This window comes from Pseudomonas sp. PA-7-1E, assembly GCF_021605325.1.
GTDB classification, from domain to species: Bacteria; Pseudomonadota; Gammaproteobacteria; order Pseudomonadales; family Pseudomonadaceae; genus Aquipseudomonas; species Aquipseudomonas fluorescens_BV.
The window spans coordinates 24,769-42,301 of the sequence record NZ_WKFA01000036.1 but is presented as its reverse complement, the minus strand read 5'-3'; the positions used below and the strand labels follow the sequence as shown (position 1 = coordinate 42,301).

The window sequence follows — 17,533 nt, the reverse complement described above, 5'->3', positions numbered from 1 at the left end:
CTACTCGAAATCGGCTGGGGGGTGACTTTATCACGAGCCGGCATTGATCCTGATCAAGATGCGCCAGGCGGTACAGGTTGATTCTGTCGGCATAAAGCCTTTGAGGATTGATCATGAGCAGCACGTTCTTTATCCCCGCCGTCAACATCATGGGTATCGATTGCCTCGACGAAGCGATGACCGCCATCCGCAACTACGGCTTTGGCAAGGCGTTGATCGTCACCGACGTCGGCCTGGCCAAAGCCGGTGTGGCCGGCATGATCGCCGAGAAGCTGGCGATGCAGGATATCGACTCGGTGATCTACGACGGCGCCAAGCCCAACCCCAGCGTGGAAAACGTCGAAAAAGGCCTGGCGTTACTGCAACAGAGCGCCTGTGATTTCGTCGTGTCCCTGGGCGGCGGTTCGCCCCATGACTGCGCCAAGGGCATTGCCCTGTGCGCCACCAACGGTGGGCGTATCGGCGACTATGAAGGCGTGGACCGATCGAGCAAGCCGCAACTGCCGCTGGTAGCCATCAATACCACCGCTGGCACGGCCAGCGAGATGACGCGTTTTTGTATCATCACCGACGAAAGCCGCCACGTAAAAATGGCCATCGTCGACCGCAATGTCACGCCGTTGCTGTCGGTCAACGACCCGGCCCTGATGGTCGGCATGCCCCAGGGCCTCACCGCCGCCACGGGCATGGATGCGCTGACCCACGCCATCGAAGCCTACGTGTCCACCGCTGCGACACCGATCACCGACGCCTGCGCGATCAAGGCCATCGAATTGATCAGCGCCAACCTGCGCCTGGCGGTGCGCGACGGCACTGACAAGGCCGCACGGGAAAACATGGCCTACGCGCAATTCCTCGCTGGCATGGCCTTCAACAATGCGTCCCTGGGTTTCGTGCATGCCATGGCCCACCAATTGGGCGGCTTGTACGACCTGCCCCATGGCGTGTGCAACGCGGTGCTATTGCCCCATGTACAAAGCTTCAATGCCAGTGTCTGCGCCAAACGCCTGAGCGACGTGGGCCGGGCCCTTGGTGCAGATATCAAGGGCATCACCGCCGAGGAGGGCGCCCAGGCTGCCATCGCGGCGATTCGTCGGTTGTCCCAGGACGTGGAAATCCCTGCGGGCTTGCGTGAGCTTGGCGCTAAGTTGCAGGACATTCCGTTGCTGGCCAGCAATGCGTTGAAAGATGCCTGCGGGCTGACCAACCCACGGCGGGCGGACCAGCGTCAGATTGAGGAGATCTTTCGTAGCGCTTTTTGATAGGGGCAGCCTTTGGCAGCACGCGGTAAGCTACACGCTCAATGCATTCAAGCATCAAGCGTGCGGCGTGCCGCTGAGGTCACTTCATGAGAGTTCTGTTATTCGGCGCCACCGGCATGGTGGGCCAGGGTGTGCTGCGCGAGTGCCTGCTGGCGGCCGATGTGCAGGAAGTGGTGGCCGTCGGCCGCACGCCCTTGACCCAAGAGCACGACAAGCTGCATCAGGTGTTGCACAACGACATGCTGGATTTTCAGCCCCTGGAAAACCTGTTGCAGGGTTTTGATGCATGTTTCTTCTGCCTGGGTGTTTCGTCGGCGGGCATGAAGGAGGCGCGCTATACCCACCTCACCTATGACCTGACCCTCGTGGCGGCCAGCACCCTGGCGCGGCTCAATCCGCAGATGACCTTTATCTATGTGTCCGGCGCCGGCACGGACAGTTCCGAAGCCGGCAAGTCGATGTGGGCGCGGGTCAAGGGCAAGACCGAAAATGCCTTGCTGCGCTTGCCGTTCAAGGCGGTGTATCTGTTCCGCGCCGGGATCATCCAGCCGTTGCACGGTGTGCGTTCGAAGACGCCGTTGTACCAATCCTTCTACAGCGTGCTTGGGCCGGTGCTTTCGTTTGTGCGGCGACTGAAACCGGATTGGGTGGTGAGCACCGAGACCGTCGGCCGTGCGATGTTGCAGGCGGCCAGCCAAGGCGCGCCGCAGCCCGTGGTGGAGCAGGCCCAGATCAATCGCCTGGCGGCTGAGCGCCGCTGAGCTGAATCAGCGCAACGCCGCTGATCAGCAGTAACGCGCCCAACGCCCGGGAGGTTGTCAACTGACGTTCCACCAGGCCGAACAGGCCGAAATGGTCCAGCAGCAACGACGCGAGAATCTGCCCGGCCATGGCCAGCGCAATGAAGCCCGATGCGCCGAGCTTGGGCAGCAGCATCAACGCCAATGAAATAAAACACACGCCAAAGGCACCACCGGCCCACATCCACAACGGTGCCTTGCTGATAAAGGCCAGGCTCGGCAGGGGTAAACGCATCGCCACAATCACCGGCAGCAGCACGATGATGCTCACCAGTAACGACGCCAGGGTGGCCCACAACGGATGGCCGAGCCCGCGCCCGAGATTGGCGTTGATCGCACTCTGAAACGGCACTACCGCGCCGGCGAACACCGCCAGCGCTAACAAACCTACCCAATGCAACACAGTCATCTCGACGCTCCCAAAGGTTTTGCTGGACTCTAGGGTATTCGTCGCGCAAATTTAAATTCCAAATTCTTATGCTGGACATGCAGTTGATGAATGATCTGCGCCGCGTCGACCTTAACCTGCTGGTGATCCTCGACGCCTTGCTCAGCGAGCAACACGTCACCCGCGCCGCCGAGCGCCTGCACCTGAGCCAGCCGGCGGTCAGCCATGCGTTGGCACGGCTGCGCGATATGCTGGGCGACCCGCTGCTGATGCGTCAGGGCGGCACACTGGTGCCAACCGCCCGCGCCCTGGAATTGGCGGCGCCATTGACCGAAGCTCTGGCCCAGGTGCAGGCATTACTGGCGCCGAATCGTTTTGATCCCGCCTCGGCCAAGCGCCGCTTTCGCGTGGCGATGTCGGACTACAGCGCGGCGATATTCCTGCCCGGCCTGGTTCGCGTCCTACGCCATGAAGCGCCCGGTATCGACTTGCAGATCATCCAGGCCAGCCGCGAAGGCATGGTTGAGAGTGTGCTCAATGGCGATCTCGATCTGGCTGCGGGCGTATTCCCCGACATGCCCGCCGAACTGCGGACTACGCCGCTGTTCGAAGAGCATTACACCTGCCTGGTCGACCCCACCAGCCTTGCGCCCAACGGAGTGCTGGACCTGCCAACATATCTGTCACGCCCCCATGTGCTGCTGGAGATGCGCGGCAGCGGCACGCCAGAAATCGAACGGGCGCTGACGGCCATTCGTGAACGCCGCCACGTGGCGATCAGCCTGCCGCACTGGAGCGTGGCGCCGCAGTTGATCCAGGGCACGGACCTGATTTTGACGGTCTCGTCCCGTGGTTTGATGAATATCGACGCTCGGCAATTGCTGGCCGTGCCACCGCCGTTTCATATTCCGTCGTTTGCCTTTGAGCTGGCCTGGCATACGCGGCGGGGTGGGGATGTGGGGTTGCAGTGGTTGATTGGCAGGGTGGTGGGTGTATTGTCCGCAGACCCACGATAACGCGAGAACACCTAGATGCTCAGCGGTTTCAACCACCTGACCCTGGCCGTCACCGATGTGCCGCGCAGCGTCAGTTTCTATCACGACCTGCTGCGCCTGCAGCTCGACGCAACCTGGGATAACGGTGCCTACCTCTCACTGCCTGGGCTTTGGCTGTGCCTGTCGCTGGACCCGTTGCGCTCGGCTGCTCCGGCGATGGATTACACCCACTATGCCTTCACTGTCGATGCTGCTGATTTCACTGCCTTGGTCGAACGTCTGCGCGCCGCCGGTGTACAGGAATGGCGAGACAACCGCAGCGAAGGCGAATCGTTTTATTTTCTCGATCCCGACGGCCATAAGCTCGAGGCCCATGTCGGCGATCTGGCCTCGCGGCTGCAAGCCTGTCGCGCCCAGCCCTATGCTGGAATGAAGTTTTACCCACCGCGCTGAAACATGCAGAATCGTTCACCCTCAAGCGTCTGTCGGAGCGTCTACCATGACCCCATCCTTGCTGTTCGCCGTGCTGGCGTCGGGTTTTATCTACGGCATTACCCCAGGCCCCGGTGTCCTGGCCGTATTCGGCATCGGTGCGGCCCGTGGCCGGCGTGCCGGGGCAGGATTCTTGTGCGGTCATTTGCTCGGCGATGTGGTGTGGTGCAGCACGGCGCTGATTGCCATCGTTGGTGCGCGGGAAGTCGGCAGCAGTGCGTTTGATGTGCTCGGCGTACTCAGCGGGGTGTATTTATTCTGGCTCGGCTGGCGTGCGATCCGCACCCAACGCCGCAATAGCGATGCCCCTCAGGGCGCGGCGCGCCATCCGTTCTGGCACGGTATTCTGTTTGGCTTGACCAACCCCAAGGCCTACCCGGTTGCCGTGGCGACGTTCACCGCGTTGCTGTCCAGCCGGGCCGAGTTGTTGACTTGGTCGATGCTGCCGACCTTGATCCTGCTGAGCTTTATCGGTGGTTTGCTGGCCTACGCGATCCTGATCGGCGTGGTGGGTGCACGACGGGTGCGCACGCTGTATCAACGCCATGAAATCCTGATCACCAAACTCTGCGGCGTGATGTTTATCGGCTTCGCCCTCAATGCCCTGGCGCACGCATTGCCGGGCCTGTTCGGCAGCAAACCGGCCTGAGGTGACGAAGACCGTTCGTCGCCCAGGTAAGTTTTTTCTAAACCTTTACCGTCCTGAAAATTCGAATTCAGGGCGGGTTATATGCTCCCGCGCCTATTTTTGCCCTGGAGGAACCCATCATGAGCCGCATGGCTATCCGGTTACGCACCGCCAGTTTCGCGATGCTGCTGGGCCTCGGCGCCAGCAATGCTTTCGCCCAGTCGCCTGCAGAATTCATCGAGCAGGCTTCGGCCAAAGGTATGGCCGATATCGAAACCAGCCGCATGGCCCACGCCAAGACCTCGTCCCAGGAAATCAAGGACTACACCATTGAGGTCATCAACGAGCGCACGCTGGCCAACCAGCACTTGGCGGCGATCGCCAAGAAGCTTGATTTGCCAGTGGCCCCACGGGAGAAGATCGTTGATAAAGCCGAAACCCTGATGCCTGAACTCAAGGACGGCGATTCGTTTGACGCTGCCTATACCGCGCAGCAGGTCAAGGAAAACGAAGACGCCATCGCTCTGTTCCAGAAAGAAGGCGCGGCGTCGGATGTGCCAGAGATAAAGGCACTGGTGGATGAGACGCTACCCAAGCTTGAAGAGCGCTTGCAAAAAGCCCGGGCCCTGGCGTCGACCTACGGTAAGGGCCATCAAGGCGACGGTTGAGGCCGCTGCCCGATCTGAAAAACGGCGGTGGGAGGGGACTCCCACCGCCGTTTTCATGCCGGGTTTCAGACGGGGTATGGGTCAATGCCGCCTATAACGCCAGTTCCGTCTGGCCTGTGCCTTCAAGTGCGAGTAAATACTGCTTGGCTGCCAACCCGCCCGCGAACCCGGTCAGTCCGCCGGAGGCGCCGATCACCCGGTGACATGGCGCAATGATTGAAATGGGGTTGCGCCCATTCGCGGCGCCGACGGCGCGCACGGCTTTGGGGTTGCCGATCTGCTGTGCGATCTGGCTATAGCTGCGGGTTTCGCCGAAGGGAATGGTCAGCAGTGCTTGCCAGACTTGCTTCTGGAAGTCAGTGCCGGTGAAGTCCAGTTCCAGTTCGAAGTGGTTACGCTTTCCGGTGAAGTATTCCTGCAATTGGCGCTCGGTTTCCAAGAGCACTGGGCTGTCGTCGGCTTCGATCAATTCACCCAGGCGCACGCGATTGGCACGTTCTACTTCCCAGAGGATGGCGTTGAGTTTGCCATCCCGCGCCACCAGAGTGAGTTCACCGACAGGGGAAGGCATGAGCTTGTATTGGTAGTCCATGAGCAGTTTCCTTGAAGGGCGTTGATGGGGACCACGCCACTGTAGTTCCACCAAGGGGGTTGGGAACTACGTTTCTTGCGGTCAAATTCTTGTCCAACTAGACATTCCAGTAAACCCAGCTGGAATAATGGGGGGACCAGTAGAGCCAGGCGATAATGTAAAGGGCCTTGAGTACTGACGCTGTACCTAACATGACCATAGAAATGACGTTGAGCAGGGTGACAAACAAAGCGAACACAGCCACGCCTGGGGTTGCGTGACGCCAGGCAAACCTCACGCCATACGCTGAGGCGGCAATCACTCCTGACTCCAGCAATAATCCGAGGGGGAAGGGCAGCCGTACAAACGAGACCAGCAGCGGCAAAACCAACACCCAGCCGGCTACTTGGCACAGTATGATTTTGGGTGTGGCTTTTTTGGTGTCCAGCATTGCCATGTTTCCAAGCTCTGGGCCGATGAGCCTACATTATCGTGAGGTGTTGCCGGTCTTCCTGTAAGACTTTGTTTAGGCGTACCTATCGCTCCTGCTGTAATGCCTTTCGCGCTGCGAATGCCAGAAACCCCGAGCAGCTTTTTCCTGTGGATGATTCAACAGGTATTCAACGATGCGATTCAACAGATAGCCGAGCAGCAGATGAGTGCTGGAGACTAAATTTTAGGCATAAAAAAACCGGTCACCAAGGACCGGTTTTTTGTGCAGCCTCCGCCAGAAACCCCCTGACGCAAGTGCAAATCTGAGTGGAGCGGGTAGAGGGAATCGAACCCTCAACTAAAGCTTGGGAAGCTTTCGTTTTGCCACTAAACTATACCCGCTCAGAGCGGCTGACTTTGTACCAGATGTTCAGCTGGATTTGAAGTTTTTCTTTGAAAAATGTGAGAGTTGCGTGTGGCGACACAGCTTGCTCGCCACAGTGTCGGGCCTGATTTCAAAGCGCCCATGCATGCTGCGCCTGGCCCTGGCTATACCGTAACGGGCTTGCGGGCCGCTGCCCTTTCAAGAAGCCCACCACGGCCTCACGGCTGTCGCGGCACGCGGCTTTATGTTCCATGTCCAGGAAGTGTCCCGTCGCCTGAATGGTGCTGAAGCTGCTCTTGGCCACATGCTGGCCAAACAGCTTGGCGTCGTCTGCACTGGTGTATTCGTCCCATTCGCCGTTCAAGAACAGCACTGGAATATCGATCTGCCTGGCTGCCTTGAGGTAGCACTGCCGGTCGCTGTTGAGCACGTGGCTGATGTGAAAGTGCATCTGCCCGTATTCGTGTGCGGCCAGGTTGCTGACATGGCGGTAGTTGAAGCGTTTGAACAGCGAAGGCAGGTGCTTGCCGATGGTGCTGTTGACCAGATGGCCGACGCGGTCGCGGTCGAGGTTGCCCAAGTAGTCGACGCCGCGTTCGAGGTAGTCACGCATCGGCGCATTGATCACCGGCGAGAATGAGCTGATCACGGCTTTTTCTACCCGACGGGGGCGCTGTGCGAGGGCAACCAACGTGGCGGCCCCGCCCCAGGAGAAGGACAATACGTGTTCAGCGGCGAAGTGGTCGAGCAGTTCAAGGAGGATCTGGCCTTCGACTTCCTTGGTAAGCATCTGCTCATGACGGTTATGGATTTTGGAACGGCCAGCGTAGGGCTGGTCGTACAACACCACATTGAATTGCGGGTACAGGCTTTTCACGGTTTGAGCGAAGGACGCTGTGGTCGCCATTGAGCCGTTGACCAGGACGATGGTCTTTGCCGCCGCGTCCGCGCGATAGAACTCCGTGTACACCCGATACTGACCCTGTATATCCAACACAGCGATTTCTGGCCTCATGTCGTAAGACTCCTGGCAAGCGGGTAGTGCGCGCAGATCACTCTGCACGAGCTTTATGACAGGTAGGCATACGCCTGGAAAATGAGGGCCCATGTCGGTCCGATGACGGCTGGCCGGCGGGTGTTGTTATGGCGGGCGGTTTGCCGGGAAGACCCATGGATCAAGCGCGGGCGAGGCAAGGTGTTTCTTGGAGGTTATAGGCGACTCATCAGTCATTATCTGGCTGAAGCCCTGATTCAAGCAGTACGGAACGCATGTCGCAAGGCGAGCGGCTGGTTTTTTGCCATCATCGGCTGAACGGTCGTCAGACTTTTAGGATCTCTTCGTCAGTCAGTGGTCGATACTGACCCGGCGCAAGCGACGCATCGAGCACTAAGGGCCCCATTCGCTCGCGGTGCAGGCCGATCACCTTGTTATCAAAATGACCGAACATGCGTTTGACCTGGTGATATCGGCCTTCGATGATGCTCAACCGCGCTGTCCTGGGACCCAGCAGTTCAAGTTCGGCAGGTTGGGTAGTGAGATCTTCGAAAGCGAAATACACGCCCGCCGCGAACGTCACCGCGTACTGCGGGCCGATGTCCTGTTCGGTTTGCACCTGGTACACCTTGGGCAACTTGGTCTGCGGTTGCGTGAGGCGCCGCGACCATTGGCCGTCGTTGGTGATCAGCATCAGGCCGGTGGTGTTGAAATCCAGGCGCCCGGCGATATGCAGTTCGGCTTTGTCGGGTTCGTCCAGCAGGTCAAGGACCGTGGAGTGTTGCGGGTCCGACGTGGCGCTGACGCAACCCTGGGGTTTATGCAGCATGAAATAGCGCGCCGGCTTGCCCGCTTGCAGGATTTCACCGTCAACGCAGACCTGGCTGAATTCACGTACGTCATGGTGAGGATCGCTGACCGCAACCCCTTCAACGGTCACCCGGCGTTCCACCAGCAACAGGCGCACTTGCTTGCGATTGAACTGTGGCAGGTTGCTGAGGAAGCGATCAACGCGCATTGCGGTTACGCAACTGTTCGTCCACCTGGGCGCAGCGTGGGCACAGGCAGGCTTTATTACGCAACTCATCCGGCAGGGCTTCAAGTACCGCCGGGTCGATGATGACGCCGTAGCACCAGCAGGCTTGATCGGCAGTGCGCGGATCGGCTAGGGAGCAGTCGTTGCGGGCACCACAGGCGGGGCAAAGGGTCGGTGTGGTCATGGGTCGGTTCAGAAGGAAATCGGGTAGGGCGCGTTAGTTGTTGCACGATACAGCGCGGCTGCGCGGCATTCCATCATCATGGCGTTTTGACGGGCTTTCACTTCGTCTGAAACAGGTGTTTCCACTTGTGTCACGAACGCACCAGATTCGGTTTTTGATGTCAGATGTTTCGTCATTCAGTGAAAGCTGAATGCCGCTCGCCAGCGTCGCTGGAGGAGCTCTTCCGCGGTCCAGGAGGCCGCCATGTATCGACGACTGCTGCTTATCGCTTTGCTCGGCCTGACCCTTTCAGCCTGCGTGCCCTATTACGATGGAGGCGCTTCCTACTATCGCTCCGAGGTCTACACCGCGCCGGCGCCAGCCTATTACTACGGCGGCACGCGTTATTACCCTTCTGGGCGCAGCTATTACGCGCCAGCGCCTCGCTACTATGCGCCACAGCCTCGCTACTATTCGGCGCCGCGCTACTACCAACCGGCCCCGCGCTATTACCCCCGCGCCGGGTACCGGCCCTACCCAAACCAGGGGTGGGGCGACCGCTGGGGCAATGGCGGGCGTGGACGCGGTTCCGACCACGGAGGTGGCCGCGGCGGTCACCGTTAAATATCTTGAAAAACAAGCGGCGCATCATGCGCCGTTTTTTATAGGTACCGTATGTCCGTACTGTCAGATTTAACAGCTATCTTTGAGGCGCTAGCTGTACTTCACTAACGAGGAGCCTTGTGCTTTTGCGTGGTGAGACTGAGCAGATGGAAACCCTATGTTCAAACAATTGATTTGCGTGCTCCTGCTGATGAGCTGCTTCATTGCATCGGCAAGAGCGGAGCAAGGCTGTCCTTATCCGTCGCAGGTCGCGTATGCAGACGGCCATTATCGCGCCCAGGACAATGGCCTGCGCTGGCAAAGCCCGAAGGTAGCGTCGCGTGGTGTTGTCGACGGGTTCATTGGCGCAATCTTCATGCCGGGCGACGGCGAGGAGAGAGGAAACGGCTACATGGACAAGTGCATCTACCGCACCAGTTGGAACGGTGTTGTAGCGTTGAGGCCAAGCAGCGGAAATGAGGTTATCAACATGTCGTTGACCAGCACCTTGTATTGGAGGCTGCAGCCCGATGCGTTCGAGTTGCCGGTGTATACGTGCGAGGACAGCCAGCCGGACAATTGCGCTTTCAAGGTCAACGACAAGCGTACAGACCTGTCAGTAGTCAGATAAATCCGCCAGAGGATTCCTACCTTCCCAGGCCTTGTCAAAGTGCGCCTGCACCACCGTTTCCGGGAGTGTGTTGATATCCGGCCAGTGCCAACGAGGCGCCTGGTCTTTGTCGATCAGGCGCGCCCGAACCCCTTCGGCGAATTCCGGATGACGGCAGCAGTTGAGGCTCAGGGTGTATTCCATCTCGAACACCTGGGCCAATGAGAGGTGACGGGCACGCTGGAGCTGTTCCCACACCAGATGCGCCGTCAGTGGGCAGCCCTCACTGAGGGTTTTGCCGGCCCGGCTCAATAGCGGGTCGCTGTGGTCGCGCAGCAGGCTCAAGGCGCGCCAGGCACACCGCACATCTCCTACATCAAGCCATTCGTCGATCTGTGCGCGGCGCGGTAGCCATTGCGCTTCGGGTTGATCACTGTTTGCCTCCTGCGCCAGGGCCTTGAGCAAGCTGTTGAGTTGCATCGCGCTCTGTTCCTGCCAGTTCAGCTGCAGCAGGCCATCGAGCAGATCGTCTTGCTGGTCATCACGCAGGAAACGGTCGGCCAGGCCCAAGTCCAGCGCGTCGCGACCGTTGATATGGGCGCCGGTGAGGCCCAGGAACAGGCCGAGCTTGCCCGGCAAGCGGGACAAGAACCAACTGGCCCCCACATCCGGGTACAAGCCAATGCTGATTTCGGGCATGGCCAAACGACTGCTTGGCGTAACGATACGCACGGCGGCGCTTTGCAACAGGCCCATGCCGCCGCCCAATACATAACCGTGGCCCCAGCAGATCAACGGCTTCGGGTAGGTGTGCAGGCGGTAGTCAAGACGATATTCGGCGGCAAAAAACTGCGCGGCCAGGGTCGGAACTTCGCCCGGCTGTTCACGGCAAGCCTGAGCCAGGCTGCGCACTTCGCCACCGGCGCAAAAAGCTTTGGGGCCGTTGCCGCGCAGCAGCACGCAGACGATCTGCGGGTCTTTGGCCCAGGCCTCCATGCGCTCATCCAGGGCCAGAATCATCGGCAGGGAGAGGGCGTTAAGGGACTTTGGCGCGTCCAGGCTGGCGATACCGATGCGAGCGCCGCCACTGCCGGTCAGTTCTTCGAAATGCAGGTTCATCGTGGCCTCAATCGAGAAGGTGAAGGATGAGTATGATCCCTTCGTGGGAAAGTGCCGGTGCTGTGTCAGATCAATTGACAAGCGGGGTCGGCTTTCCTAGGGTTCGCCTCATTCTTTTTTACAAGACAATTCAACTATGACCGATGGCGACCGTATCAAACTCGAACCCAGCTGGAAACACGCCCTGCGGGAGGAGTTCGAGAAGCCCTACATGGCGCAATTGCGCGAGTTTCTGCGCCAGGAACATGCCGCTGGCAAAGAGATCTACCCCCCCGGCCCATTGATTTTCAACGCGCTCAACTCAACGCCGCTGGACAAGGTCAAGGTCGTGATTCTCGGACAAGACCCGTACCACGGCCCTGGCCAGGCCCACGGCTTGTGCTTCTCGGTACAACCGGGCGTGCCGGCACCGCCGTCGCTGGTCAATATCTATAAAGAGCTCAAGCGCGACCTGAACATCGACATCCCCAACCACGGCTACCTGCAAAGCTGGGCCGACCAGGGCGTGCTGATGCTCAACACCACCATGACCGTGGAGCGCGCCAACGCCAACGCCCATGCCGGCAAGGGCTGGCAGTTCTTCACCGATCGGATTATCGAAGTGGTCAGTGAGCATCAGCCGCACCTGGTGTTCCTGCTGTGGGGCGCCCATGCTCAAAGCAAGCAGAAGCTTATCGACGCCACCAAGCATCTGGTGCTGACCTCGGTGCATCCGTCGCCGTTGTCGGCGTATCGCGGGTTTCTGGGCTGCGGGCATTTCAGCCGGGCCAACAAGTTTCTCGAGCAGAATGGCGAGGCCCCCATCGAGTGGCGTTTGCCACCGGTGTGAGGCCTGGCACATTCAACATGTGGGAGGTTTTAGAGGGGGGCTGGCTGACGGTTCCAGTGCCGAAACAAAGGCTCGGCCAAAAACAGCACGAACAACAAGCGCATCACCTGCATCGCCGTCACCAAGGGCACCGACAGCTGCAGGGTTTCAGCTGTCAGACTCATTTCAGCGATACCGCCTGGCATCATGCCCAGGGTCAGTGATCGCAGGTCGAGGTGAGTGAGGGCGCTCAAGCCCACCGCCGCTAACGTCGCCAGCAGCATGGTCAATGCCGTGCCAATCAAGGTGCGGCCCATGAACGATGGCGCGCGACGGAAGAACTGCCGATTGAAGTGGCAGCCCAAACCGCTGCCGATCAACCATTGGCCGATCTGACTGCCGCCGTCTGGCAGGCCGATGTGTAAATCCCAAGTCACACTGGCGATCGCGCTCACCAGCAATGGCCCGAACAGCCAAGGGTTGGGTTGGCGCAAGCGCTGCCAGCCCCAGGCAACCAGCGCACCCACCGGAAACAGCACGGCCAGCCACGCCCAGTCCACGGGCGCCGGATGGAACTGCGGCGCGCCGCCTCCGAGCAAATATTTGAAGATCGCTGGCACGCACAGCACCACCACCAGCACACGCAGGCTTTGCCCGGCCGCAACCCGGCTGAGCACCGCGCCATTGCGAGCGCCGAGGTTGACCATCTCCCCGGAACCGCCCGGCATGCTGGAGAAAAACGCCGTGGCGCGGTCTTCACCGCTGCGGCGCATCAACCACACGCCCACCACGCTCGACAAGCTGGTGACCAGTGCACCGAAGAAAATCAGGCCGAAGTGGCTCATCACCTGCTCGATCACCACCGGGGTGAAGTGCAGGCCGATGCCGATGCCCACCACCCATTGGCCGCATTTGCGCCCGCCGGGAATCTCTGCCAATTGCCAGGGCGTCAGGCAGCGCACCAGGATGATCGCCAGCAACGAGCCGACCATGTACGGCAAAGGCCAGCCCACCAGGCTGGCCAGGTAACCGCCGGCCAGGCCGACCAGCGGTGTTCCCCACCAATGTTTAAAGGTGACCTCAGACATCGGCCAGGGCACGACGCTGTTGCACGCGTTTACGCCAGATACGCAGCAGCGGTACAAGCAGCATGATTGCGGTCAGCACCCAGACGCCAAAGGTGATCGGGCTCGACCACAGGATTTCCAGCGCACCGTTGGAGATCGACAGCGCACGGCGCAGGTTCTGCTCCATCAGGCCGCCGAGGATAAAGCCCAGCAGCAGCGGTGACAGCGGGAAGTCCAGCTTGCGCAGGATGTAGCCGAAGATGCCGATTGCGATCATCAGGAACAGATCGAAGGTGGTGGCATGCACGGCGTACACGCCAATCGCGGTAATGATGGCGATCACCGGCACCAGCGCCCAGTTCGGCACGGCGAGGATACGGGTGAAGATGCGGATCATCGGGATGTTGAGCACGACCAGCATGATGTTGGCAATGAACAACGAGGCGATCAGGCCCCAGACAATGTCCGGTTGCTGTTGGAACAGCAGTGGGCCGGGGGTGATGTTGTACAGCGATAGGGCGCCGATCATCACCGCCGTGGTGCCCGAGCCAGGAACGCCGAGGGTCAGCATGGGTACCATGGCGCCGCAGACCGATGCGCCGATCGCGGTTTCTGGGGCGGCCAGGCCGCGCATGTCGCCCTGACCGAATTTGCCGCTGGCGCCTGCGATGCGTTTCTCGGTCATGTAGGCAACGGCCGAGGCCATGGTTGCACCAGCGCCCGGCAACACGCCGATGATAAAGCCCGACACGCCGCAACGAAGATTCACAGTGAGCACCGACAAGGCTTCCTTGGCGTTGAACATCATGCGCCCGGTGGCTTTCACTGCTTCCTGGCCACGGTGGGTTTTTTCCAGCAGCAGGAGAATCTCGCTGATGGAGAACAGGCCGAGCACCAGGACCACGAACTGGATACCGTCGGTCAGGTGAATATTATCGCCGGTAAAGCGGTACACACCGCTGTTGGCGTCGATGCCCACGCAAGAGAGGAACAAGCCGATCAGCGCGGCAACAAACGTCTTCAGCGGTTTGTCACCGGCCATGCCGCCCAGGCAGACAATCGCAAACACCATCAGGACGAAATATTCCGCCGGGCCGAACGCAATTGCCCACTTGGCCAGCAGCGGGGCGAACAGCACCATGCCGCAGGTGGCGATAAACGCACCGATGAACGAACTCCAGGCCGACAATGACAGTGCCACGCCAGCCAGGCCTTTGCGGGCCATCGGGTAGCCGTCGAGGGTGGTCATGACGGTGGAGGCTTCGCCCGGGATGTTCAGTAGAATCGAACTGATGCGGCCGCCGTATTCGCAGCCCAGGTACACGGCTGCCAGCAGGATCAGCGCCGACTCCGGCGGCAAGCCCAGGGCGAAGGCGATGGGGATCAGCAGTGCCACGCCGTTGATCGGGCCCAGGCCCGGTAACAGGCCGACCACGGTGCCAATCAGGGTGCCGCATAACGCGGTCACCAGGTTATAGGGGCTCAGCGCAACGCCGAAACCCTGGCCCAAATAGCCAAAAGTATCCATATCAGTTCTCCAGAACGTCGAGCAGGCCGAGGGGCAACGGTACGTCCATGGTTTTATCGAACAGCAGATAAAGACCGACGCTCATCAAGGTGATGATCACCACGCTGGGCAACCAGCGGCCGCCGTACAGCCGTGCCATCGGAATACCGATCAGCATGCTGCTGAGAATGAAACCCAAGGATTCGAATGTGCCGGCAAACACCAGCAGCAGGGCCACACAGATGCCGATCTTGATCAACGTGGGTTGATCCAGCGCGGGTTCATCGTCAGTGTGTTTGGTCGCCTGCGGGCGAATCATCATGTAGATGAGCGCCAGGCCCATCAGCCCGAGCAACAGCAGGGGGAAGGCTCTTGGCCCTACGGGTTCGTAGGAAAAAGCCGCCTGATACGGCCAGGCCATCAGCGCGAGGCCGATACAGGCCAGCAATAGCACGGCAGCGAAAATGCGTTGTAAGAGCATAGAAAACTCCAAGGCCCCTCTTGTAGGAGCGAGCTTGCTCGCGAAAAACGTCAACGATAACGCGTGCTCTCTGGACGCACGTGGATGTCCTTGGGTTCTTCGCGAGCACGCTCGCTCCTACAGGGGCATTACACAAAAGAGGGGCGATTACTGGATCAGGCCGAACTCTTTGGCCAGCACTTTGTAGTCAGCCACCTGTTTCTTCACGTAGGTGTCCAGCTCCTGGCCGGTCATGGCGAACGGGAACAGCTCGCGCTGGTCACGCAGCTTGGCGAACTCCTCGGAAGCCAGCAGTTTGTCGAAGGCGTCTTTCCACCAGGCGTAGTCGGCATCGCTGACCTTTGGCCCCAGGTAGAAGCCACGCACCACCGGCCAGACGATGTCGTAGCCTTGCTCTTTGGCGGTCGGGATATCCTTCATTTCCGGCTCATCCAGGCGTTGCTCGGAGAACACCGCCAGCAAGCGCATATCGCCGCTCTGGATATGCGGCATGGAGTCGGAGATGTCGGTACTGCCCACCTGGATATGCCCCCCCAGCAGAGCCGTAGCGATTTCACCGCCACCCTCAAGGGCGACGTAACGCAGTTCGCGCGGGTTGATCCCGGCGGCCTTGGCGATCAGTGCGGTTTGCATCCAGTCCTGGCTGCCGACGGTGCCGCCGGAGCCGATCACCACGCTGCCTGGGTCTTTCTTCAGGGCTTTGACCAGGTCGTCGAGGGTTTTGTAGGGCGAGTCGCTTTTCACCGCGATGGCGCCATAGCTGGTGCCCACTGCTGCCAACCAGCGCACGGCGCTTTCATCAAAACGGCCGAACTTGCCCTGGGCCAGGTTCAGCAGCGAACCGCTCGACCAGGCGACCAACGTGCCCGCATCCGCAGGGCGCTGGGCGACGACCGCGTTGTAGGCTACCGCGCCCACGCCGCCTGGCATGTAGGTCACACGCATCGGCTTGGTCAGCAGCTTTTGGTTCACCAGCGCGCTTTGCGCCAGTTTGCAAGTCAGGTCAAAACCGCCGCCTGGGGAGGCCGGGGCGATGCATTCCGGACGCTTGGGTTCGTCGGCGGCCAGCAGTTGGCCGGCGAACAGCATGCAGCCAGCGGCGAGGGCAAATTTACGCAGTGAAAGGGTCATGGTGATCTCCATCGTTTTTGTTATGAGGGGGTTACTACCAAAGTGCGACGCTGTAGCTGACCAGCAAGCGCATTTCATCTGCGTCACGGGCCGAATAGTTGGAACGATAGGTGGCGTTACGCAGGCGCACGGCCACATCTTTGAACGTGCCGCTTTGCACCACGTATTTGATCTCGCTGTTGCGTTCCCACTCCTTGCCGGTCTCGCCGTTCTTGAGCTTGATGTTGTCACCCGAGAGGTAACGGCTCATGAAACTCAAGCCAGGAATGCCCAGCTTGGCAAAGTCGTAGTCGTAGCGTGCCTGCCAGGAGTGTTCTTCGGCGCCGGCAAAATCGTTGATCTGCACGAAGTTGACCAGGTACGGGTCGCTGCCATCCACATACGGGAAGGCGCTGTCGCCGGACATGTGCTGGTAGCCGGCGCTGAGCTTATGGCCATTGAGGGCATAGCTGAACAGGCCGTTGAGGGACGTGTTGTCGATATTGCCGCCGCGGGCCGAGCCGGTGTCATCGCTGATTGCCAGTCGCAGGTCGGCGGCGAAAGTGCCAGGGCCCATCGGGCGTGAGGCGACCATGCCGAGGAAGTGTTGGCGATACACGTCGTCGAGTTGGGCGAAGTGGTAGCTGCCGGTGATCTTGTCGGCGAACTTGTAGTCGACGCCACCGAAGTTGAAGTGCTTGCCGGTGGCACCGCTGAGGAAGCGGCTGTTCTTGTTATTGAGCGCGATGTCTTCGTAGTTGGTGTCGTCGCGGTCCTTGGCTTTGTCCAGGCGACCACCAGTGAATACCAGGTTCTTGAGTTCCTTGGAGGTGATCAAGCCACCGTTGAAGGTCTGCGGCAGGATGCGCCCGTCGTTGGGCTTGAGGATCGGCAGTTCGGGGATCAGCGAGCCGATCTTCAGCTCGGTGGCGGAGATTTTCACTTTACCGGTCAGGCCCAGCTTGGAGTACTCGTTGGCGGCGCGGCCGTCATCGTGGGTCGGCAGCAGGCCGGTGCCGGTGCGGTCGGGGCTGGAGTCGAGCTTGACGCCGAGCATGCCCAGCGCATCCACGCCAAAGCCGACGGTGCCGTCGGTGTAGCCCGATTGCACGTTGAGCATGAAGCCCTGGGCCCATTCGTCGCGCTTGGATTGCTGGGCACTGGTACCGTCGCGAAAGTCGCGGTTGAAGTACATGTTGCGGGTTTCCAGGGTCGCGCTACTGTCTTCGAAGAAGGCAGCCTGGCTGAGCGGCGAAAAGCCGGCAAGGGCAGCGGCACTGGCGAGGGCGGTGTGGGTCAGGCGGGAAGAACGAACAGGCGGGCAAGCCTGTGGCTGGGTCGACAGCATCGTGGTGTACTCCGTTATTGTTCTTATTCTGGCGAAAACGCTTCGAGGCGTTTTTCGGGCGCTACG

The 17,533-nt window shown here is 60.2% G+C and carries 22 protein-coding genes and 1 tRNA gene; 9 read left to right on the top strand and 14 right to left on the bottom strand.

The features are described 5' to 3' along the window. The first annotated feature begins 113 nt into the window (after positions 1–113). Both yiaY and GIW79_RS20330 read left to right on the top strand, forming a co-directional pair. The gene (gene yiaY, locus GIW79_RS20335; protein ID WP_034126546.1) at positions 114–1,262 is read left to right on the top strand and encodes an L-threonine dehydrogenase; all 1,149 of its coding nucleotides are present in this window, start codon (positions 114–116) and stop codon (positions 1,260–1,262) included. 86 nt (positions 1,263–1,348) lie between these two features. Beyond that, complete coding sequence (locus tag GIW79_RS20330; protein ID WP_197900785.1) at positions 1,349–2,023, top strand: NAD(P)H-binding protein; 675 nt, start codon at positions 1,349–1,351, stop codon at positions 2,021–2,023. Here the strand turns inward: GIW79_RS20330 and GIW79_RS20325 are convergent. Further along, entirely contained in the window at positions 1,995–2,471 is a 477-nt protein-coding gene (locus GIW79_RS20325) for a DMT family transporter (protein WP_034126548.1), read from the bottom strand. The genes GIW79_RS20330 and GIW79_RS20325 overlap by 29 nt on opposite strands. A 77-nt stretch (positions 2,472–2,548) precedes the next feature. Here GIW79_RS20325 and GIW79_RS20320 point away from each other — a divergent pair, with 77 nt between their 5' ends. The 4 genes from GIW79_RS20320 to GIW79_RS20305 all read left to right on the top strand — a co-directional run bounded on the left by GIW79_RS20320 (position 2,549) and on the right by GIW79_RS20305 (position 5,233). Beyond that, positions 2,549–3,466, top strand: a complete 918-nt coding sequence (locus GIW79_RS20320) for a LysR family transcriptional regulator (RefSeq protein ID WP_442968622.1) — start codon at positions 2,549–2,551, stop codon at positions 3,464–3,466. A 15-nt stretch (positions 3,467–3,481) separates the two neighbouring features. Next, positions 3,482–3,898, top strand: a complete 417-nt coding sequence (fos, locus tag GIW79_RS20315; RefSeq protein ID WP_236454089.1) for a fosfomycin resistance glutathione transferase — start codon at positions 3,482–3,484, stop codon at positions 3,896–3,898. Between the two features lie 46 nt (positions 3,899–3,944). Then, positions 3,945–4,586 (top strand): LysE family translocator, encoded by a 642-nt coding sequence (locus GIW79_RS20310; RefSeq protein WP_236454087.1) that lies wholly within the window; start codon positions 3,945–3,947, stop codon positions 4,584–4,586. 119 nt (positions 4,587–4,705) lie between these two features. After that, the gene (locus GIW79_RS20305; protein ID WP_003189402.1) at positions 4,706–5,233 is read left to right on the top strand and encodes a DUF4142 domain-containing protein; all 528 of its coding nucleotides are present in this window, start codon (positions 4,706–4,708) and stop codon (positions 5,231–5,233) included. A gap of 91 nt (positions 5,234–5,324) precedes the next feature. Here the strand turns inward: GIW79_RS20305 and GIW79_RS20300 are convergent, their stop codons facing one another. The 7 genes from GIW79_RS20300 to GIW79_RS20265 all read right to left on the bottom strand — a co-directional run bounded on the left by GIW79_RS20300 (position 5,325) and on the right by GIW79_RS20265 (position 9,011). Further along, positions 5,325–5,825: a methylated-DNA--[protein]-cysteine S-methyltransferase gene (locus tag GIW79_RS20300; RefSeq protein WP_034126552.1), complete on the bottom strand. Its 501-nt coding sequence runs from the start codon at positions 5,823–5,825 to the stop codon at positions 5,325–5,327. A 97-nt stretch (positions 5,826–5,922) separates the two neighbouring features. After that, positions 5,923–6,255 (bottom strand): hypothetical protein, encoded by a 333-nt coding sequence (locus GIW79_RS20295; RefSeq protein ID WP_236454085.1) that lies wholly within the window; start codon positions 6,253–6,255, stop codon positions 5,923–5,925. A 309-nt stretch (positions 6,256–6,564) separates the two neighbouring features. Further along, a tRNA-Gly gene (locus GIW79_RS20285) sits at positions 6,565–6,638 on the bottom strand. A gap of 113 nt (positions 6,639–6,751) precedes the next feature. After that, positions 6,752–7,636, bottom strand: a complete 885-nt coding sequence (locus GIW79_RS20280) for an alpha/beta fold hydrolase (RefSeq protein WP_054897622.1) — start codon at positions 7,634–7,636, stop codon at positions 6,752–6,754. 304 nt (positions 7,637–7,940) lie between these two features. Beyond that, positions 7,941–8,633: a 16S rRNA pseudouridine(516) synthase gene (locus tag GIW79_RS20275; protein WP_236454081.1), complete on the bottom strand. Its 693-nt coding sequence runs from the start codon at positions 8,631–8,633 to the stop codon at positions 7,941–7,943. After that, positions 8,623–8,835 carry a cysteine-rich CWC family protein gene (locus GIW79_RS20270; RefSeq protein WP_089041245.1) on the bottom strand — a complete coding sequence of 71 codons (213 nt, stop codon included), beginning with the start codon at positions 8,833–8,835 and terminating at the stop codon, positions 8,623–8,625. The genes GIW79_RS20275 and GIW79_RS20270 overlap by 11 nt, the downstream gene beginning before the upstream one ends. Positions 8,836–8,843: 8 nt before the next feature. Continuing rightward, entirely contained in the window at positions 8,844–9,011 is a 168-nt protein-coding gene (locus GIW79_RS20265) for a hypothetical protein (RefSeq protein WP_155718216.1), read from the bottom strand. A gap of 67 nt (positions 9,012–9,078) precedes the next feature. Here GIW79_RS20265 and GIW79_RS20260 point away from each other — a divergent pair, with 67 nt between their 5' ends. Together GIW79_RS20260 and GIW79_RS20255 are read left to right on the top strand one after the other, a co-directional pair. Beyond that, complete coding sequence (locus GIW79_RS20260; protein ID WP_236454078.1) at positions 9,079–9,438, top strand: hypothetical protein; 360 nt, start codon at positions 9,079–9,081, stop codon at positions 9,436–9,438. Between the two features lie 157 nt (positions 9,439–9,595). Next, a complete protein-coding gene (locus tag GIW79_RS20255; protein WP_054897618.1) occupies positions 9,596–10,048 on the top strand; it encodes a DUF3757 domain-containing protein in 453 nt (150 codons plus the stop codon). Here GIW79_RS20255 and GIW79_RS20250 read toward each other — a convergent pair. After that, positions 10,034–11,146, bottom strand: coding sequence for an enoyl-CoA hydratase/isomerase family protein (locus GIW79_RS20250; RefSeq protein ID WP_054917625.1), 1,113 nt, complete (start codon positions 11,144–11,146; stop codon positions 10,034–10,036). The two genes, GIW79_RS20255 and GIW79_RS20250, sit on opposite strands and share 15 nt — an antisense overlap. Before the next feature lie 136 nt (positions 11,147–11,282). Here GIW79_RS20250 and ung point away from each other — a divergent pair, with 136 nt between their 5' ends. Beyond that, positions 11,283–11,975, top strand: coding sequence for a uracil-DNA glycosylase (gene ung, locus GIW79_RS20245; protein WP_020301023.1), 693 nt, complete (start codon positions 11,283–11,285; stop codon positions 11,973–11,975). Positions 11,976–12,004: 29 nt separating this feature from the next. Here ung and GIW79_RS20240 read toward each other — a convergent pair whose 3' ends face one another. The 5 genes from GIW79_RS20240 to GIW79_RS20220 all read right to left on the bottom strand — a co-directional run bounded on the left by GIW79_RS20240 (position 12,005) and on the right by GIW79_RS20220 (position 17,467). Continuing rightward, entirely contained in the window at positions 12,005–13,042 is a 1,038-nt protein-coding gene (locus GIW79_RS20240; RefSeq protein WP_057975659.1) for an AbrB family transcriptional regulator, read from the bottom strand. Beyond that, the gene (locus GIW79_RS20235; RefSeq protein WP_003189428.1) at positions 13,035–14,549 is read right to left on the bottom strand and encodes a tripartite tricarboxylate transporter permease; all 1,515 of its coding nucleotides are present in this window, start codon (positions 14,547–14,549) and stop codon (positions 13,035–13,037) included. Before GIW79_RS20235 ends, GIW79_RS20240 begins: the two co-directional genes overlap by 8 nt. A gap of 1 nt (position 14,550) precedes the next feature. Continuing rightward, positions 14,551–15,009, bottom strand: coding sequence for a tripartite tricarboxylate transporter TctB family protein (locus tag GIW79_RS20230; RefSeq protein ID WP_003189430.1), 459 nt, complete (start codon positions 15,007–15,009; stop codon positions 14,551–14,553). A gap of 147 nt (positions 15,010–15,156) precedes the next feature. Further along, positions 15,157–16,146: a Bug family tripartite tricarboxylate transporter substrate binding protein gene (locus GIW79_RS20225; RefSeq protein ID WP_161793218.1), complete on the bottom strand. Its 990-nt coding sequence runs from the start codon at positions 16,144–16,146 to the stop codon at positions 15,157–15,159. A 28-nt stretch (positions 16,147–16,174) separates the two neighbouring features. Continuing rightward, on the bottom strand, positions 16,175–17,467 hold the full coding sequence (locus GIW79_RS20220; protein ID WP_236454074.1) for an OprD family porin: 1,293 nt from the start codon (positions 17,465–17,467) through the stop codon (positions 16,175–16,177). Positions 17,468–17,533: the final 66 nt, after the last annotated feature.

Coding starts and splice junctions, on each gene's coding strand:
- yiaY (WP_034126546.1), top strand. CDS start 114: ATGAGCAGCACGTTCTTTATCCCCGCCGTCAACATCATGGGTATCGAT.
- GIW79_RS20330 (WP_197900785.1), top strand. CDS start 1,349: ATGAGAGTTCTGTTATTCGGCGCCACCGGCATGGTGGGCCAGGGTGTG.
- GIW79_RS20325 (WP_034126548.1), bottom strand. CDS start 2,471: ATGACTGTGTTGCATTGGGTAGGTTTGTTAGCGCTGGCGGTGTTCGCC.
- GIW79_RS20320 (WP_442968622.1), top strand. CDS start 2,549: ATGCAGTTGATGAATGATCTGCGCCGCGTCGACCTTAACCTGCTGGTG.
- fos (WP_236454089.1), top strand. CDS start 3,482: ATGCTCAGCGGTTTCAACCACCTGACCCTGGCCGTCACCGATGTGCCG.
- GIW79_RS20310 (WP_236454087.1), top strand. CDS start 3,945: ATGACCCCATCCTTGCTGTTCGCCGTGCTGGCGTCGGGTTTTATCTAC.
- GIW79_RS20305 (WP_003189402.1), top strand. CDS start 4,706: ATGAGCCGCATGGCTATCCGGTTACGCACCGCCAGTTTCGCGATGCTG.
- GIW79_RS20300 (WP_034126552.1), bottom strand. CDS start 5,825: ATGGACTACCAATACAAGCTCATGCCTTCCCCTGTCGGTGAACTCACT.
- GIW79_RS20295 (WP_236454085.1), bottom strand. CDS start 6,255: ATGCTGGACACCAAAAAAGCCACACCCAAAATCATACTGTGCCAAGTA.
- GIW79_RS20280 (WP_054897622.1), bottom strand. CDS start 7,636: ATGAGGCCAGAAATCGCTGTGTTGGATATACAGGGTCAGTATCGGGTG.
- GIW79_RS20275 (WP_236454081.1), bottom strand. CDS start 8,633: ATGCGCGTTGATCGCTTCCTCAGCAACCTGCCACAGTTCAATCGCAAG.
- GIW79_RS20270 (WP_089041245.1), bottom strand. CDS start 8,835: ATGACCACACCGACCCTTTGCCCCGCCTGTGGTGCCCGCAACGACTGC.
- GIW79_RS20265 (WP_155718216.1), bottom strand. CDS start 9,011: ATGACGAAACATCTGACATCAAAAACCGAATCTGGTGCGTTCGTGACA.
- GIW79_RS20260 (WP_236454078.1), top strand. CDS start 9,079: ATGTATCGACGACTGCTGCTTATCGCTTTGCTCGGCCTGACCCTTTCA.
- GIW79_RS20255 (WP_054897618.1), top strand. CDS start 9,596: ATGTTCAAACAATTGATTTGCGTGCTCCTGCTGATGAGCTGCTTCATT.
- GIW79_RS20250 (WP_054917625.1), bottom strand. CDS start 11,146: ATGAACCTGCATTTCGAAGAACTGACCGGCAGTGGCGGCGCTCGCATC.
- ung (WP_020301023.1), top strand. CDS start 11,283: ATGACCGATGGCGACCGTATCAAACTCGAACCCAGCTGGAAACACGCC.
- GIW79_RS20240 (WP_057975659.1), bottom strand. CDS start 13,042: ATGTCTGAGGTCACCTTTAAACATTGGTGGGGAACACCGCTGGTCGGC.
- GIW79_RS20235 (WP_003189428.1), bottom strand. CDS start 14,549: ATGGATACTTTTGGCTATTTGGGCCAGGGTTTCGGCGTTGCGCTGAGC.
- GIW79_RS20230 (WP_003189430.1), bottom strand. CDS start 15,009: ATGCTCTTACAACGCATTTTCGCTGCCGTGCTATTGCTGGCCTGTATC.
- GIW79_RS20220 (WP_236454074.1), bottom strand. CDS start 17,467: ATGCTGTCGACCCAGCCACAGGCTTGCCCGCCTGTTCGTTCTTCCCGC.